This window comes from Streptomyces sp. LUP47B (assembly GCF_001746295.1).
Lineage (GTDB): Bacteria > Actinomycetota > Actinomycetes > Streptomycetales > Streptomycetaceae > Streptomyces.
Window position 1 is genome coordinate 191,571 of sequence record NZ_MJAH01000015.1, and the last position, 15,657, is coordinate 207,227.

General features: G+C 68.0%; 16 protein-coding genes and 1 tRNA gene. 6 read left to right on the top strand and 11 right to left on the bottom strand.

What is annotated here, in order from left to right; all coding sequences use genetic code 11:
• The first annotated feature begins 17 nt into the window (after nt 1-17).
• Together BFN33_RS36300 and BFN33_RS36305 are read left to right on the top strand one after the other, a co-directional pair.
• Nucleotides 18-1,982, top strand: coding sequence for a protein kinase (locus BFN33_RS36300; protein ID WP_256122952.1), 1,965 nt, complete (start codon nt 18-20; stop codon nt 1,980-1,982).
• Nucleotides 1,983-2,386: 404 nt separating this feature from the next.
• Nucleotides 2,387-3,103 carry a DUF4232 domain-containing protein gene (locus BFN33_RS36305; protein WP_069764448.1) on the top strand — a complete coding sequence of 239 codons (717 nt, stop codon included), beginning with the start codon at nt 2,387-2,389 and terminating at the stop codon, nt 3,101-3,103.
• A gap of 59 nt (nt 3,104-3,162) precedes the next feature.
• Here BFN33_RS36305 and BFN33_RS36310 read toward each other — a convergent pair whose 3' ends face one another.
• A complete protein-coding gene (locus tag BFN33_RS36310) occupies nt 3,163-3,966 on the bottom strand; it encodes an SDR family NAD(P)-dependent oxidoreductase (protein WP_069764449.1) in 804 nt (267 codons plus the stop codon).
• 139 nt (nt 3,967-4,105) lie between these two features.
• Between BFN33_RS36310 and BFN33_RS36315 the strand changes: the two genes are divergently transcribed.
• Nucleotides 4,106-5,014 (top strand): LysR family transcriptional regulator, encoded by a 909-nt coding sequence (locus tag BFN33_RS36315; RefSeq protein WP_069764450.1) that lies wholly within the window; start codon nt 4,106-4,108, stop codon nt 5,012-5,014.
• Nucleotides 5,015-5,118: 104 nt separating this feature from the next.
• Here BFN33_RS36315 and BFN33_RS36320 read toward each other — a convergent pair whose 3' ends face one another.
• Nucleotides 5,119-5,340 carry a hypothetical protein gene (locus BFN33_RS36320; RefSeq protein ID WP_069764451.1) on the bottom strand — a complete coding sequence of 74 codons (222 nt, stop codon included), beginning with the start codon at nt 5,338-5,340 and terminating at the stop codon, nt 5,119-5,121.
• A gap of 233 nt (nt 5,341-5,573) precedes the next feature.
• Here BFN33_RS36320 and BFN33_RS36325 point away from each other — a divergent pair, with 233 nt between their 5' ends.
• Nucleotides 5,574-6,707 (top strand): NAD(P)/FAD-dependent oxidoreductase, encoded by a 1,134-nt coding sequence (locus BFN33_RS36325; RefSeq protein WP_256122966.1) that lies wholly within the window; start codon nt 5,574-5,576, stop codon nt 6,705-6,707.
• A gap of 95 nt (nt 6,708-6,802) precedes the next feature.
• On the opposite strand, the gene BFN33_RS36330 is transcribed toward BFN33_RS36325, so the two are convergent.
• The 5 genes from BFN33_RS36330 to BFN33_RS36350 all read right to left on the bottom strand — a co-directional run bounded on the left by BFN33_RS36330 (nt 6,803) and on the right by BFN33_RS36350 (nt 10,892).
• Nucleotides 6,803-7,777 (bottom strand): hypothetical protein, encoded by a 975-nt coding sequence (locus BFN33_RS36330; RefSeq protein WP_069764452.1) that lies wholly within the window; start codon nt 7,775-7,777, stop codon nt 6,803-6,805.
• On the bottom strand, nt 7,774-8,394 hold the full coding sequence (locus BFN33_RS36335; RefSeq protein ID WP_256122953.1) for an RNA polymerase sigma factor: 621 nt from the start codon (nt 8,392-8,394) through the stop codon (nt 7,774-7,776). Before BFN33_RS36335 ends, BFN33_RS36330 begins: the two co-directional genes overlap by 4 nt.
• A gap of 523 nt (nt 8,395-8,917) precedes the next feature.
• Nucleotides 8,918-9,406 carry an EamA family transporter gene (locus BFN33_RS36340; protein WP_069764453.1) on the bottom strand — a complete coding sequence of 163 codons (489 nt, stop codon included), beginning with the start codon at nt 9,404-9,406 and terminating at the stop codon, nt 8,918-8,920.
• A gap of 204 nt (nt 9,407-9,610) precedes the next feature.
• A tRNA-Gly gene (locus BFN33_RS36345) sits at nt 9,611-9,684 on the bottom strand.
• Nucleotides 9,685-9,860: 176 nt separating this feature from the next.
• Nucleotides 9,861-10,892: a hypothetical protein gene (locus BFN33_RS36350; RefSeq protein ID WP_069764454.1), complete on the bottom strand. Its 1,032-nt coding sequence runs from the start codon at nt 10,890-10,892 to the stop codon at nt 9,861-9,863.
• A 297-nt stretch (nt 10,893-11,189) separates the two neighbouring features.
• Here BFN33_RS36350 and BFN33_RS50475 point away from each other — a divergent pair, with 297 nt between their 5' ends.
• Nucleotides 11,190-11,807, top strand: coding sequence for an adenylyltransferase/cytidyltransferase family protein (locus BFN33_RS50475; protein WP_176742542.1), 618 nt, complete (start codon nt 11,190-11,192; stop codon nt 11,805-11,807).
• 17 nt (nt 11,808-11,824) lie between these two features.
• Entirely contained in the window at nt 11,825-12,712 is an 888-nt protein-coding gene (locus tag BFN33_RS36360; RefSeq protein WP_069764455.1) for a deaminase, read from the top strand.
• Here BFN33_RS36360 and BFN33_RS36365 read toward each other — a convergent pair.
• The 4 genes from BFN33_RS36365 to BFN33_RS36380 all read right to left on the bottom strand — a co-directional run bounded on the left by BFN33_RS36365 (nt 12,690) and on the right by BFN33_RS36380 (nt 15,441).
• Nucleotides 12,690-13,148, bottom strand: a complete 459-nt coding sequence (locus BFN33_RS36365) for an HIT family protein (protein ID WP_069764456.1) — start codon at nt 13,146-13,148, stop codon at nt 12,690-12,692. The two genes, BFN33_RS36360 and BFN33_RS36365, sit on opposite strands and share 23 nt — an antisense overlap.
• Nucleotides 13,145-13,663: a dihydrofolate reductase gene (locus BFN33_RS36370; protein WP_069764457.1), complete on the bottom strand. Its 519-nt coding sequence runs from the start codon at nt 13,661-13,663 to the stop codon at nt 13,145-13,147. The genes BFN33_RS36365 and BFN33_RS36370 overlap by 4 nt, the downstream gene beginning before the upstream one ends.
• Complete coding sequence (thyA, locus tag BFN33_RS36375) at nt 13,660-14,556, bottom strand: thymidylate synthase (protein WP_069764458.1); 897 nt, start codon at nt 14,554-14,556, stop codon at nt 13,660-13,662. Before thyA ends, BFN33_RS36370 begins: the two co-directional genes overlap by 4 nt.
• A gap of 132 nt (nt 14,557-14,688) precedes the next feature.
• Nucleotides 14,689-15,441: a helix-turn-helix domain-containing protein gene (locus tag BFN33_RS36380; protein WP_069764459.1), complete on the bottom strand. Its 753-nt coding sequence runs from the start codon at nt 15,439-15,441 to the stop codon at nt 14,689-14,691.
• Nucleotides 15,442-15,657: the final 216 nt, after the last annotated feature.

The following is a 15,657-nucleotide window of genomic DNA, read 5'->3' on the forward strand; positions in this document are numbered from 1 at the left end:
GAGACACCGGGATTCCCATGTCTGTCCCTCACCACAGCCGGTCCAGCGCGCTCGCCTACGAGGCGGCCGGCATGGAGCCCCCGCCTCCGGTCCCGCTCAAGAAGACCGACCCCACTCGGGTCGGCCCCTATGCCCTGATGTCGGTGCTCGGCAGCGGGGGGATGGGCCGGGTCTATCTGGGCCAGGACACGACCGGCGGGTCGGGCCTGGCGGCGGTCAAGGTGATCCGGCCCGAATACGCGGAGGACCCCCAGTTCCGGAAGCGTTTCGAGCGGGAGGTCGGCGCGCTTGACCGCGTCCAGGGGGCGCACATCGTGCGGCTGCTGGGCAGCGGTTGCGACGAGGACCTGGTGTGGGTCGCCACCGAGTACGTCCCCGGACCGACACTCGCCGAACTCGTCGACGCGCGCGGGCCGATCGACGCAACGGCCGCCTGGCGCCTGCTGGCCGACCTGGGACGCGCGGTCGAGGCCATCTGGCGCGTGGGGATCGTCCACCGTGACCTCAAGCCGTCCAATGTGATCCTGGCGTCCGACGGCGCCCGCGTCATCGACTTCGGAGTCGTCCAGGCCACCGACGGCACCTCGATCACCGTCACCGGCCAGAACGTGGGAACCCCCGCCTTCATGTCCCCGGAACAGGTCAGGGGCAAGGAGGTGACCGCTGCCTCCGACATCTTCGCGCTGGCCTCCGCCCTCGCCTACGCCGTCACGGGGCAGGCGCCGTTCGGCGAGGGCACCGGTGTCGACGTCCTGCACCGGGTCGCCTTCGAACCGCCGAAGGAGGAAGTCCTCGAGAAGGCGGCGGCCGTCGACACCGAACTGGCCGCGTTCATCCGCACCTGCCTGGACAAGGAACCCGAATCGCGCCCTTCACCGGAGACGGTGTTCAGGACCGCCATCGGGCACCAGTTCCCCGCGCCGACCGAGCGGTCGGTACGGTCCGCGCCGAAAGCACCCCTGCTCGATGGACGACCCACCGTCGCCCCCGCGCCAGCCGCGGACCCTCCCGCCGGCTTCGCCGCCTCCGATTCCCCTGCCACCCCTGCTCCCGGGAGGCGCAGGAAGCTGATCGTGGGCGCAGCCGCCACGGTGGCTGTCGCGGTCGCCGCGGCCGTCACCGTGGCACTGTTGCCGCAGAGCCACTCCGCCGCGACGGCCGCCCCCGGGCCGGACACGTCGGCGACCGGGACGGGCAACTCGGCCTCCACGACCAGCAGTTCACATAAGGCGCCGACGTCGTCCCCGTCGCAGGCGGACCAGGCGGACCAGGCGGCAGAACAGTCGCCGAGTGCGGCGGTAACGAAGGACTCCGCAACGCAGGGTTCCGGGACACCGGACCTTCGCACCACCGCGTGCCCCGCCGAGCTCGTGTCGGGAGCCACCGGCGCCTGCGCCAAGGCCCTGCAAATCCTCCTCGACGGCCATGGCCTCTACGTCCCGGTCAGCGGGGACTTCGACGCCGCGACCGTCGCCGCGGTCAGGGCCTTCCAGACCGAGGCCGGCCTCACCGTCGACGGCAAGGTCGGCGCGCAGACCAGGAAGCTCCTGTACGCCCTGCCCCGCGGAACCGTCCAGGCCGGCTCGGTCACGGTGACCGAGAGCGTCAACGCCGTCTCGGTCGCCCGGTGCCTCGACAATCGCGGCTCGGACGTCCAGGTGTGGGAGTGCAACGGCACGGACGCCCAGAAGTGGGCCTTGTACCGAGTGGCCGGCCAGGGCTCTCAGTACCGCGTCGTCAATCGGGGCAGCCATCTCTGCCTGGACGCCGGCACGACCGGCCGGAACGGCCAGGAGATACAGGCCACGAGCTGCGACGGGCTGAGTGCCCAGACGTGGCAGCTGGGCGGCGGCGGAACGCTGGTCAGCGTCCCGGACGGCTTCTGTCTGGACGCGGAAGCCTCCACCTCCGGGCAGGACGGTCAGCGGGTCCAGGGCTTCGGATGCGCGGGCAGCACCAACCAGGTGTGGCACTGGTCCTGACGGCCCCGCCGAGGGGTGGACGCGACGTCGCCCCTCCCCTCACAGTCGCGTCATGGGCGCGGGCATGCCCGCCCGCGTGGATTGTGGCCTTCGTATGCCGAGGTTCGGCCGGTCTGCCAGTACCCTCACACCCACTGGCGGGACGCAAAGACCTGCGAGAAGGGTCCGGGTGGTTACGCGGTCGACTTCACCGCGTGTGCCTTCAGGGCTCAGCAGCCGTTGCGATGGGCCCCTCTGTCCTTTTTCTCTGCTTTCCCGTAACGGCGCGTCACCTCGCTTGTCACAGCGGTGTCTTGGTGCAACTCCGACGGCAACGGATGGCTCGGCAGCGGCCTCCTATGAAGCAACCGAGGCCGCTCAGCCGGAGCGAGCGGCCGATACGACACCGCTTGCCAGGAGTACCGATGCGCGTCAAGAAGATGCCCGCCTTCGCCCTCGTCGTCGCTGCTGCCGGCCTCTCGCTGACCGCGTGCGGCAGCGGCGACGGATCGAGCGCTTCCGCCATTTCCAGCGTGTCCACCGCCGCGAGCAGCTCCACCACCGGCGGCAGCTCCACCACCGGCGGCAGCTCCACCACTGGCGGCACCTCCACCGGCGGCCAGGGCTCGACCTCAGGTTCCTCCTCGTCCGGTTCCACCGGTTCCACCGGCTCCAGCAAGGGCAGCGAACTCTCCGCCAAGACCCAGTCCTCGACCTCGGGCTCCATGTGCAAGACCGACCGTCTCGCCTTCAGTGCCTCCGCCAGCGGGACGAAGGACGAGATAGTCGTCAACCTGAAGAACACCGGTTCCAAGAAGTGCAGCATGCACGGCTTCCCGGGCGTCCAGCTCGTGGGCCCCGATGGACTGGGCGACACCGGGCCGGATGCCGCCCGCACCGACGCCTCGGCGCCCACTGTCACCATCGGGCCCGGGGAGGAGACACGCTTCCTGCTCCGTTACATCCCGGACACCAGCGGCTCCGGTAAGAAGTACACCCGGCTCGACGTCACCCCGCCGAACGAGAAGGTCTCTCAGATCGTGAATCTCAACGGTCTCGCCTTCACCATCGCCGCGTCCAGTGGCAACGCTCCGGACGTCTACGTCGACCCGGTCGGCTACCACGTCGGATCCGGCAAGTAAGCCCAGCAGCCACGCCGTTGCCCAGATGACCGCCCACCACTGACACCCGGCGCCGGCGCTCAGCCGAACGCAGCCAGGGAGACCGGCTGCCACTGGCGCCAGGTGCTCAGACGCTCCTCGTAGAGAGTGGCGACATCGGTGAAGGACTTGCCGAGGAAGATCCTCAGTGGGGGCCGTTCCGCATCGGCGATCCGAAGAATCGCGTCGCGGGTCGCGCGCGGGTCGCCCACCTCGAAAACCTGCGCGGTGGCCGCGTGGACTTCGGTGTAGTCCGGGTGCCGCTCACTGTGCCGTGCCCCGACGGCCAGCCAGTCGGTGGCATAGGGGCCGGGCTCGACGTTGGTGATGTGGATGCCGAAGGCTGCCACTTCCTGCGCCAGGGACTCCGACAACCCCTCAAGAGCCCATTTGGAGGCGTGGTACGCACCGATGCCGGGGAATGCACGTACGCCTCCCTCGCTGGTCACTTGCAGGATCCTTCCCGAGCGTTGCGACCGCATGACGGGCAGTACGGCCTGCGTGACCCACATGGCGCCGAAGAAATTGGTCTCCATCTGAGCCCGGAGGTCGTCCTCGTTCAACTCCTCGACCATGCCGAAATGCCCGTAGCCGGCGTTGTTGACCGCGATATCCAGCGAACCGAAATGCGAGTGGGCGAGCTGCACTGCCTCGTGCACCGCGGTGCGGTCGGTGACGTCGAGCCGGACCGGCAGTACCGCGTCCCCGTACCGCTCGACCAGAGGGGTCAGCAGGCTGACGTCCCGAGCCGTCGCCGCGACGTGATCGCCGCGTTCGAGCGCCGCTTCTGCCCACTCGCGGCCGAACCCCCTCGAACTGCCCGTGATGAACCACGACTTCGCCATGACTGGTGCTCCCCTTGCATGAATTGCGGTGCGTGAATTGCTTGCTGTTGCTCCTCCAGCGTGCTGCTGACCCAGGTATTCCACCAGCGACGGTCTTACATAGGAGACATGCGATTTTGGAATGTGTCAGGATGGCGGCATGGCGGACTTCACCCTGACCGGTCTGCGCGTCGTCCAGGCAGTGGTCGACACCGGATCGTTCACCGCCGCGGCCGACGCACTCGGATACACGCAGTCCGCGGTGTCCCGTCAGGTGGCGGCGATGGAAGCCGCCGCGGGCGCACCGCTGTTCGTCCGGGGCGCCCGCGGGGTGGCCCCCTCTCCCGCGGGCATGGTGCTCGCCCGCCGAGCCGCCACCGCCCTCAATGAGATCGACGCCGTCAGCACAGACCTCGCCGGACTGCAGGACCACGTCACCGGACGAGTCGCCATCGCGGCGTTCCCCTCGGCCGCCGCCGTGCTCGTCCCCAGGACATTGGCCCGCCTGGGAAACGACCACCCGGGTCTGATCGTCGACTTCGGCGAGGCGTCCTCGCCCACGCAGCTTCGCCAACTCCGCGCTCACCGCATCGACGTCGCGGTGATCGGCGTGGGACCGGACCTGCCCGCCTACGATTTCGAGGGACTACGCCGCGACCTGCTCCTCGACGGCGGCCTTCTGCTCGCCGTCCCTGCCGACCACCGGTTCGCCGGCCGCGGAACCATCCCGGTGACCGAGCTGAGGGACGAACCCTGGATCGTCGGCAAGGGCCTCCGTGACGACCCGCAGTTCGGCGCCTGGCCGACCCTCGACCACCCGCGGATCGCCTACGCCGCCCGCGAATGGCCCACTCGCCTCGGCCTTGTCGCCACCGGTCTCGGCATCGCCGTACTCCCCGAAGTGGCCGCGGCCGCGGTCCCCACCGGAGTCCGCGTCGTTCAGGTCGACGACCCCGCCTGGCTCGGCCGAGCCGTCGTCGCCGTCACGGTCCGCGACCGCTCTCCCGAGGTGACGGCCACTGTGGGGGCGCTGCGCCACGAGGCCGCACAGCTTCGTGCGGCGCCATGACGCTCACCCCTGATGGGAGTGAAGGCGCTTGTGCAGCGGGCGTACCCCTTTGTGAGAACGGGCCGCCCTTCCGGGGCCGCGCCGCCTGACGTCCGGGATCAAGGTCAGTCGCGGCCGTCGACGAACCGCGGGGCCGGGGCGCTCCATCCGTGTTCGAGGAGGTCGAAGGCGGCGGCGACGGCTCGTTCGGGGTCGTCGGCGCGCTGGGCGAGGGCGGAGGTCTCCAGGGCGAACCGGGCCAGGGCTGCGCTGCGCAGGTCGTCGGGTGTGACGCCGAGATCTTGGGCGATGGCGCGGGCGAGGGCGTCCTGGTGGCGCATCCACATGCGGTGGGCGTAGTCGCTGAGGGGCCGGGGTGGTCTTCACCAGGTTGAGGAAGTCGGCGTAGCGGGCGTCGGAGTCGACGGCGCGGACGTGGACGCGCTTGATGTACGCACAAAGGGCCTGGGGGACGGTCATGCCGGGGGCGCGGTCGCTGACGGCGGCGACCAGGCCGGCTTTCTGGTCGGCCTCCTCGTCGAAGACGAGCGCCTCCTTGCTGGGGAAGTGCTTGAGCAGCGTGGTGGTGGAAACGTCGGCGGCCGCGCCCGCATCCTCCAGCGCCCATGGCATCGATGTCGCCGTCTATGACGCCGATGCCTCCGCGACCGCCCGCGACCAGGGCGGCACCCTCGACATGCATCCCGACACCGGACAGCGCGCCCTGCGCGCCGGCGGCCTTTGGCCCGGCTTCACCGCCCTGGCCCGGCCCGAGGGCGAGCAGATGCGCCTGGTCGCCCGCGACGGCCGCGTCCTGTTCGACGCCGCGCCGCCCCAGAACGACCAGGGCAACCCCGAGATCGACCGCGGGCAGCACCGCGACCTCCTGCTCGGCTCCCTCGCCCCCGGCACCGTCCGCTGGGGCCACAAACTGGAGCGCGCCGAACCGCTCGGCGACGGCCGCCACCGCCTGCACTTCGCCCACGGCCTCAGCGCCGGGACCGACCTCGTCGTCGGTGCCGACGGCGCCTGGTCCCGCGTGCGCCGCATGCTGACGGACGCGGTCCCGATCCACACCGGCGTCACCTTCGTCGAGACCGGCCTGAACGACGCCGACACCCGCCACCCGTCACTGGCCGCCCTGACCGGGAACGGCACCATGATGGCCCTCGACAACAACCTCGGCTTCGTCGCCCAGCGCAACAGCGGCGGTCACATCCGCGTCTACGTCGGCATGCGCACCCCCCCCCAGGACTGGCACCGGCAGGCCGGCGTCGACCTCACCGACCCCGTCGCCGTCCGTGACGCCCTTCTGCACCGGTTCGCCGACTGGAGCCCCGCCCTGCGCGGCTTCATCACCGACACCGACACCGGCTACACCAACCGCCCCCTGTTCGCCCTGCCCGTCCCCCACACCTGGGAACCCATCCCCGGCGTCACCCTGCTGGGCGACGCCGCCCACCTGATGTCCCCCTTCTCCGGTATGGGCGCCAACCTCGTCATGCGCGACGGCGCCGACCTCGCCCAGGCCCTCACCGAACACGCCACCGCCGACGGAGCCGTCACCGCCTACGAGAAGATCCTCATCCCCCGCTCCGTCGAGGCGGCCGAGGGAGCCGCCGAGGGAATCGACGGCGCCTTCGCCCCTGACAGCGCCGAGCAGGCTCTCGCCCACATGACCGCCCACATGACCGCCCACATGACCGCCCACTGATCGTCAGGAGCAGGAACAACCGACCGAGGGCGCCTGGGGCGTGCAGCGCCCCCAGGCGCCCTCGGTCGTTCGAGGAACTCTTCGTCGGCCCGGTGTCAGCCGATCTTGTCCGTGAAGCCCACCGCCAGGAACGTCTGATGGGTGGCCTTGCCCTTGCTGGCTCCCGCCGTCCACGTGAAGGTGTACTCCAGAATGGAGCTCGTCTTCGGGTCGACGATCACCCGGCCGACGCTCTTGGCCTCCGCGAACTCCAGGGCGGTTCCGCCGCGCCCGGTGCTGTCCTTGACGGTCCCGACGAGTTTGACGCCCTTCAGCCCCGCCATCGCCTTGAACAGCCCTGCCCGCAGTTTCGGGCTCGCCGGGGACTCGCCGAGCAGGGTGACCGCCTGGTCGAAGGGGGAGATGCTCTTGGGCCTCGGGGGAGTCTGGAGCAGCTGGAGCAGCTTTGCCGGGTCCGTGGTCAGCTGGTCCAGGGACTTCCAGTCGAGGTCCTTCGGCCCGAACTGCCAGTCGGGCCGGCGCCCCTTCTTGTAGGCCTTGCCGTCGTTGACGACGTAGAAGTCCATGGACTGCGAGAGGTATGAGTCGCCGATCGTCAGATGCGTCTTCCAGTACTTCCCCGAGGAGACCGACCGGGTGGCGGCCACCGTGGAAATGTCGTTGAGGAAGACGGACGCGGTGTCCGCGCGCGCCTCGCTCCTCGTGCCAGTGCCCGTGTCCGTGGGTGTCTCACCGGTGTTGGCGTACGTCACCGCGCCGGCCGCGATCGCGGCGGCGGTGAACAGGCCGACGAGGACCCGGCGGCGCGCGGACATCCCCCGCAGCGGTGCACTCACCACAGCGCCCTTCTTGCGCCCGGCGGCGTGCCCGGCCTCCTGCGCGGCCACCGCCGCCTCGATCCCCGCCAGCGCCCTGGCCAGCGCCTGTGCCGACGGCGGCTCGACCCGCCCTGCGGCCACCAGTTCATCGGCGCCGGGGAAGTCCAGCAACGCCGCGCGCTCACTCATGCCGGTCTCCTCCACGTCCTGCGTGCTCATGCCGGTCCACTCCACGTCGTCGTAGGTACTCATGCCATGTCTCCCGTCACGCTCAGGTGCCGTCCGGCCGGGCGTGTTGGTGCGAGCCGGTCGCGCAGCCGACCCCGTGCCCGGTGCAGCCGCGAGCGGGCGGTGCCCGCCGGGATGCCCACCGCGGCGGCCGCCTCGGCGGGGGTGAGCTGCTCCCAGCTGACGAGCAGCAGCACCTCCCGCTCCTCGACGGGCAGTTCGGCCAACGCCCGGCGCAGCGCGGGGGCCAGCGCGGCCGCGTCGAGCCGCTGGTCCACCGCCTGCCAGGGATCGGTGCTCTCCACTCCCGGCACGGCCTGCTGCCGCCCCGCCCGCCGCAGATGCTGGGCCAGCACGTTGCGGGCCACCCCGAACAGCCAGCCCCGCGCCGAGCCGCGCGAGGGGTCGAACGTGCGCCGCGCGGCGAACGCCTGCAACCACGCCTCGGCCAGCAGATCGTCCGCCGCGCCGGGCATGCGCCGGGCGAAGTAGCCGTGCAGGGCGGGCGAATACGCCTCCACCAGCGGGGTGAACGCCGCCGCGTCCCCCGCCGCCGACCGCGTCAGCTGGCCGTCGCTGTCGCCGTCACGGTCGGGGGCGCCGTCGCTGCGTTCCTCGTGTTGCCGGGTATCCGGTTTCACGGAATCTCCGTCTCCGACCGCCGGACGACGGTCTCACCCTGTACTTGTCGTCAAGGCGCGGATCCGTTCGCACCCCCTGGTCCGGCCAGTGCGTCTCGATCCGCTTCAGGTTCACCCGGGTTGCGGGCCCTGGCTTCCAGGGCCCGTAGTCCACGGCCGGCTTTTGGCCGTCCGGTACCGCCATCCGCGAACCCGGAACCCCGGTTCGGTTCGCACCACTTGTTCTCACGAGAGAGTGGGTGAGGCCCCCTTCTGAGAACTGGAGGGTGCGGAGATCCATCCCCCGCCCCTGTCGCACGGTCCGGACACGATCGCGCCCGGGCTGCTATCGGATGGGCGGCCTACCGCCGCCGACCGCGGTCCGCCCATGACTCGGCGGGAGCGTCGAGGTCCGGCTCCTCTTCCTCTGTGCGCGGCATGCGCGGCATGCGCAAGAACAAGGTGTCGAACGCCCCGCGTGGCGTCACGGTCGTGGTCACGAGCGGCGTCGCGGAACAAACCATGGCCCGGCAGGGCAGCCACCTCAGTACAGGAACACCGCCGTACCCGGCCTCCGCCCGCACTGCGGCACCATGATCAACAGGAGCCCGGGCACGTACGCGGGCTTGATGCCCTGCCCCATGAACCACCACGCGGCGAGCGCCGCCACGGGGATCTCCAGCAGGAGCAGGACGCTCATTGTTGTCGCCGATGCCCCGCCGAGGGCGAAGTTCAGTGAGCCGAGTCCCAGGATCCGGGGAAGGACGAGCAGCCCGAGCAGCGACAGGTGGGTGGATCTGTCGAAGCCCGTCAGCGGGACGTGGGCCAACCGGCAGACGGCGAGAAGTTCCAGACCGCAGACCAGCGAAGTGAACGTCGAATACAGCGGCGTGCTCACATCCGCGCGCGACCGTTCGCTCAGCGCGGTGTACCCGGCCGGGGCGACGGCCCCGGTGAGGGCGAGCAGGTCCCCCAGCCGCGCCGTACCGCCGGACCTGATGCCGAGACCGCCCGCCGCTGCCGCGCCCAGCACGGCGAGCGCGAGACCCGCCCAGGTCCGGCCGGGGGTCCGGACGCCCTGGCCCGCGGCGATGAGGGCTTTGCTTTTCGGTGCTCGATCTTGCGTCGGAAGGCGTCCTGGAGGCCCTCTAGCCTCGACTTAGGGCACGCAGAGGGCACGCCGCCCCCAAATTGGTCTAGACAACAACAAACCCCAGACCGCTGACCTGGGGTTTCATGGAGCGGGTGACGAGAATCGAACTCGCACTCTCAGCTTGGGAAGCTGATGTTCTACCACTAAACTACACCCGCGTAATACGCCGCTCGGGACCGGGGTCCGAGCGCTTGCCCACTGTACCGCATCTCGTAGCACCAGGGCGCAGGGCCCGTGTCCATGCGCCTCGGCGCTCGCGCGACGGCGGGTCGGCGCTCGGGTCGCGGCCCCTTACCACGCCAGCGGCAGGGCCTGACCGGTCACGGCCCGGCCGCTACCCGCCTGTTGTGCCGCTCCCGCCCGTTGACGTGCCCAGTGCCGCACGTCCTGCTGCCCTCGCCACTAGTACCACACCCGTGACCGTCGCTCCCGCGTACAGCGTTGCCAGTGCGGAGAGCAGGGCGATCTTCCAGGTGTCCATGTCGGAGAGCTTGTCGACCAGGTCGCCCAGCATCACGAGCACGATGCCCAGCAGGGTGGTCGCGATCAGGAACACCCCGAACACGACGATCATGTTGCTGGTGTTGGTGACCCGGTCCACGGCGGTCTGGGCGTCGGTCACGCGGCTGTTCATCTCCGCGTGGTTGATCTGGATGGTGCGTCCCATGCCGGACAACTCTTCGTCAATCCGGCTGCGCTCGTTATCGATCTCCGTGCGGAGGTCCTTGACATTACGGAAGTAGGAGAGCCCGCCGTCCTCCGTGTGCCGGCCCGCACCGAAAAGAGTGCTCAGGTGGTCGAATCCCACATTGTCCACGGATTTTTCCGGCGCCCGTTCGATTTCGAAGAACTGCAGATAGGCGATCGGCTCGCCTTCCCGCATGGTGATGTCCTTCGGGCCCACGTTCGCCACGATGAAATAGAGACGCTCGTCCGCCTTGGGGATCCAGATGCCGCTCTCCGGAGCGGTCTCCTCCCGGCCGTAGCCGGGGTGCACAGCGGAGCCGTGCAGGACGAGCAACCCCTTGGCGGCAAGTCCGAACCGGTCACCGATCGTCGCGGTGACGTCGAAATCGAACGAGAACTTCTCCACCGTGGAAATGAGCGCAGTGTCTCCCGGCGCCAGCCGGAACTCGGGCATGACGTTGTCGCCCTTGATTGCCGTGTACTTGGAGTCGCCGGGATTGTCCGGGATCACCAGCAAATCGTCGCCCAGTCGAACAGAGTAGCCCGCTCCGAGCAACTGCTCCGGCTTCCATGATCCCGTTCGGAAGATGCGTTCGGAGTCACGAAGTTCAGTGAGGAGATCCTGTTGGGAGAGGAGGCAACCGGGACGTTGCGGGCGCCGAGCGTTTTCAGTAACCATTACCTGCGCCTTCCCTCGCGCTCTGCAGTGGAGCCATACCTTACGGTGAACTCGCCTGCCGCGGAAGGAGTTTGCGGGAGCCGGCGATGCCACGCGTGACGGTACGGCCCGGGGCCGACCGGGGTGACGGGTCGTCCCTGCGTGCGAAGTGACCGGAGAAGGCCCTCCGTCAAGGGCGCCCGGCTACCATCGATGCGTTACCGCAGACCACGGGCGGGTATGGTGATCTTTAGGTGTCACGAGAAGGCGCGATTACCGAACCCGCCTCCGACAGAGTCCGATGAGGCCAAGAGGAAAATGACGAGCAGGTCCGAAAACGTCCAATGGGCCCATGGCTTGATTCGCGACGAGCATATGCTCGGAAAAGATCTCTTCGCGGACGAGTCCAACTTCGACTTGCGTTTTGTCGAGGGTTACGAGAGAATCACGAAAATTGTCGAGGCGCTGCGTGTCCTGGGTATGCGGGTGGTGTTGACCAGCGGCTCTTTCGATATTATTCACGAAGGTCACTCGATGTATCTTGAGGCGGCTCGTAAGTTTGGCGACTTCCTTATCGTGGGTCTCGACAGCGATGACAAGATTCGGCAACGTAAGGGACCCAATCGCCCTGCCGTACCGGAAATGGAACGACTGCGGATGGTCACGCATCAGCGTGGTGTCGGCCTCGTCACGCTGAAGCAGATCGACCATCCCCGCTGGAGCCTCATCGAAGCCGTCCGCCCCGACGTACTGGTTGCCACGGCAGACACCTACAGCGCTGACGACATCGCCGAGCTTCAGGCGAAGTACTGCGGCCGGGTCGAGGTACTGGAGCGCATGGCGACCGTCAGCACCTCGGCCCGCCTGCGCCGCATCCAGCTGGGCCTCACCGAACGCGGTGACGGCGACGAGCAGCCTCCCGGTAGCTCCGCCTAGAGGGATCGAGCACGCTAGTGAAGCAGACGATTCTCTATCTGCCCGTGGTGCACGCCGGCTACGAGGCTTTCCTGACCCGGCACGCGGACTCCGACGAGATTTTGGTCCTGGGCCGCGGGTTCACCAATGTCTTCCCGAAGCTCGCGAAGGAGATCCGGAGCCTGAGCCCGGAGCGCGCGGCGGAACATGCCCGTCTGATCGTTCCGAAGACACCGGTGAGGGTGGTCGAGCCGACGGATCTGGCCGGTGCTGTCTTCGCCGACGTCGTCGTACTCCCCGACGAGGAGATAATGCACCTGCTTGTCGAGCTTCCGGCCTTTCCGGAGCAGGCCGAGCCTCGATTCGAGTCGACGTTCCTGCGCTGGGATCGGGAGTGGAGCCGCGCGATGAAACCCGCCCGATTCGACGGCGCGATTTCGCGGACGCATCTGGACCGGCGGTTCATCGCCCGGGCGCAGCGGGAATCGCGGCGCAGTTCGGACTGGTGGCGCCAGGTGGGCGCGCTGGCCGCGCGCGACGGCCGATTGCTCAAGGTCGCCCACAACCACCACCACCCGTCCGAATACACGCCGTACATCGACGGAGACCCGCGCAACGACTTCAGCAGAGGCGTACGGCCGGACCTGTCCACCGCCATTCACGCCGAGGCGTCCCTGGTGGCCCAGGCCGCGCGTGAGGGGTTGAGCGTGGCGGGCGCCGACCTGTTCGTCAGCACGTTCCCCTGTCCTGCCTGCGCACGGCTCGTGGTCGAGGCTGGCTTCCGGAAGTGTTTCTTCGCCGGTCCGTACTCGATGCTGGACGGAGAGGAGATCCTCCGCGCGGGAGACGTGGAGCTGATCTGGGTCGATATGGCCTACGGCGATACCCCTACCGACCTGGCCGCTACCGACCCGGGGACGAGCTGAACCTCATCCGAACCGGGGTGAACTCCTCATCAGCGGCGACCTCGCCCTCGCCGACGAGCACGTGTGCGTGCAGATGCCTTATGGTCCCGCCCGTATACCGGCAGTCGCCGTTGCGGACGCCCAGGCCGAAGTGGTCCAGGCCGTACGTGTCCTTCGTGGATGCCAGGACTTCCCAGAAGTCCGCGCGGGCTTCCGGGGAGAGCTCGAGAAGGTCGGTGGCGTGCTCCTTGGGGATGAGCAGCAGATGCAACCGGGTTCCGGCATACGGGAACTCGTTCGGCGTGACCATCCAGTGCGCCGTCTCCCAGAGGATCTTCTGGTTCTCGTGCCGGCGAATGACCTCAGGGCAGAAAAGACAGATGCCCGCGTCGTCCAGTCGCTCCATCTCCGCTCGCTGCTCTGCCGTCCGGCAGTTGCCGAAGTAGTACAGGCTCACGCCGACACCCTTTCGAAACGCAGGAACGAGTAAGGCGGCGTCGCGCCGCTCGCGGCGGCGTCGACGCACGATGTGGACGCGAAGCCCTCCAGCCACCCCGACGGCATCCGGGAATCCCCTTCCACATGCCCGTGCACACGCGTCAGGTAGATCCTGTCGACGGTCGCGAGCGCCTGGCGGTAAACGGAAGCCCCGCCGATCACGAAGACCTCGTCGTTGCCCACCGCCCGTTCCAGCGCTTCGGCCGTGGCCAGCGCGGAGGTGACCGAGGGCTGCCAGTGGACGTCACCGGAAGCCGGGCGAGCAGACGTGCTCACCACCACGTTGGTGCGGCGGGGAAGTGGACGCCCGAGGCGGGCGACGATGGACTCATGGGTCAGGCGTCCGAGCACCACCGCGTGTCCCTGCGTGACTTCCCTGAAGTACTGCAGGTCTCCCGGTATGTGCCACGGCAGATCCCCGTTCTGGCCGATGACGTCGTTCTCCGAGGCCGCGACAATCAATGACCTGATCATGTCGCCACCGGAATGGACCGGATGGCCGGATGCGGGTCGTAGTCCGACAGGGCGAAGTGTTCATCGCGGAAGTCATGGATGTCGGTCACCCCACGTCCGCTTTCGTTGAGGGTCACTGTCGGCAGCCGCCGGGGTTCCCTTTCCAACATGGCCTTCACGCTGTCGACCTGGTCTTCGTAGATGTGCGCGTCGGAAATGGTGTGGTAGTAACAGGCGGCGGGGATCCCGGTGAGATGCTCGAGCATCAGCAGGAGGGCCGCGTACTGGATCATGTTGGACGGGACACCGACCGGAACGTCCCCGGAACGCTGGAACATGTGCAGATGCAGGCGTCCGGCGATGACTCTCACATGGACCCAGCCATGACAGGGGGAAATCGTGGTCTGCGGGATCTTCCCCTCACCGCGGATCTGGTACTGCGGGATCCACGGACTGACGAAATGAGTCCGGTCGTTCGGGAGTTCCGTCAACTGCTCGACCAGGTGCTTGAACTGGTCGAATCCATTGCCTTCGACGGTGGGGAATTTGTTGAACGCCCCGCCGTACGAGCCCGGCCCCAGATCACCCGGCGGCAGCCCACGGCGCGACGTCTTCTGCTCGCTCGCCCACGGCCCCCACCAGTCGCACCCGAACTCGGCCAGCTCATCGAGGGTGGTCGCCCCGTTGATAAATGCGCAGAGTTCCCCGATGGGCTTGCGCCAGAACCTGCTCATGCTTCTCTCGGTAATGACCGGGAAGCCGTTCGCCAGTTCGAAGCTCATCGTCTGCTGCATGAGCGTCAGGGCGTCCGGACCCTGTCGAGTGGGCACTGCCGAACCGCGTTCAAGGATGGCGCCCAAGATCATACGGTATTGCGAATCCGGCGCACGGTCCGCATATGCGGCGTATTCCACGGCTGTTCCCTTTCCCTCGGCCCGGTGGCACTCTTGGCGCAGGGCTCGGCGCCATGCTAGCAGCCGCTCTCGCGGGCATCGCGCACGGGGATATTCCCAGCCTTTCGAAAACAGTTGCATGAACGAAAGGAGTTACAGGAGATCCTTGACACTCACCCTCAAAGCGAAGGCGATCTCCTGGAGAAAAGCCAGAGTGAGATTATTCAGCCTGTCGCTGCTCTGCTCCCACTCCTTGAGTTGATCTGCACTGAAAGAATCCGGGATCCTGGTGGCATCGGCCACTTGTCGGCGGGTCATGTTCCGCTGCTCGCGCAGCTCCTTGATGCGGGTCCCCACCCGGTGTTGTTCGAGTTCCTCAAGGGCCGTTCTGCGTTGAAGGAGTTTCGGCCTCAGTTCGATGATGGCCTGACCGAGCTGCTCCATGAGCTGTTTGATCGAGTCATATCGCACAAGGGTGAGCGGCCCCGGAATCCCGGTCACCATGCGGCTGATCCGGGTGTCGATATGCGCCACGACCACAATCGGCACGATGGCTTCCTGGGCGAAAACGAGTTCCTGTCCCGCCCCCGTGCTCGGATGATGCGCGAGATAAATAAGCAGGTCGGAGTTAATGACCCGTTGGCGGTCCGTACGGAATACTTCCACGTCTGGCACGGTGGTGTGGTGAACCGGGTCCGTGACCTTTCGGGGCTCATAGAGTCGGACGTCGTTGTACGTACAGACATCGGCTACCGTGTCAGAAATCTCGAACAAGTACTTCCGTTCGTCGGAGTCCAGTCCGGTGAGGGCAGATGCAAGATAGGCATCAAGGCGGCAGCGGGTGACCGATGAATTCTCGATGCTCGGCTCCCGGTAAACGGAAGACAGGTGGTCAGGGAGTGTCATCGTTTGAATTCCGTCCTGTCGTCCAGGTGATATCTTGCGCCCCAGACTACTCGGCCACCCTTCCGCCCCCGGGCTTGGACGGCATCACCGCCAGGCCGCGGGGCGAGCGCCACAGTGGCGGCCGGAGAGCGGGTGAGCAAGTCCGTCGCCGCGGCCAGGTCCGGCGAGCCGAAGCCGGTCGGCCGGCAGTGGGGCAGAGTGTGTTGCGGGGGTGTG

Bases quoted from the DNA above. Each gene is read 5' to 3' on its own strand.
- BFN33_RS36300 (WP_256122952.1), top strand. From the start codon at position 18: ATGTCTGTCCCTCACCACAGCCGGTCCAGCGCGCTCGCCTACGAGGCG.
- BFN33_RS36305 (WP_069764448.1), top strand. From the start codon at position 2,387: ATGCGCGTCAAGAAGATGCCCGCCTTCGCCCTCGTCGTCGCTGCTGCC.
- BFN33_RS36310 (WP_069764449.1), bottom strand. From the start codon at position 3,966: ATGGCGAAGTCGTGGTTCATCACGGGCAGTTCGAGGGGGTTCGGCCGC.
- BFN33_RS36315 (WP_069764450.1), top strand. From the start codon at position 4,106: ATGGCGGACTTCACCCTGACCGGTCTGCGCGTCGTCCAGGCAGTGGTC.
- BFN33_RS36320 (WP_069764451.1), bottom strand. From the start codon at position 5,340: ATGTGGATGCGCCACCAGGACGCCCTCGCCCGCGCCATCGCCCAAGAT.
- BFN33_RS36330 (WP_069764452.1), bottom strand. From the start codon at position 7,777: ATGAGTACCTACGACGACGTGGAGTGGACCGGCATGAGCACGCAGGAC.
- BFN33_RS36350 (WP_069764454.1), bottom strand. From the start codon at position 10,892: ATGGTTACTGAAAACGCTCGGCGCCCGCAACGTCCCGGTTGCCTCCTC.
- BFN33_RS50475 (WP_176742542.1), top strand. From the start codon at position 11,190: ATGACGAGCAGGTCCGAAAACGTCCAATGGGCCCATGGCTTGATTCGC.
- BFN33_RS36370 (WP_069764457.1), bottom strand. From the start codon at position 13,663: ATGATCAGGTCATTGATTGTCGCGGCCTCGGAGAACGACGTCATCGGC.
- BFN33_RS36380 (WP_069764459.1), bottom strand. From the start codon at position 15,441: ATGACACTCCCTGACCACCTGTCTTCCGTTTACCGGGAGCCGAGCATC.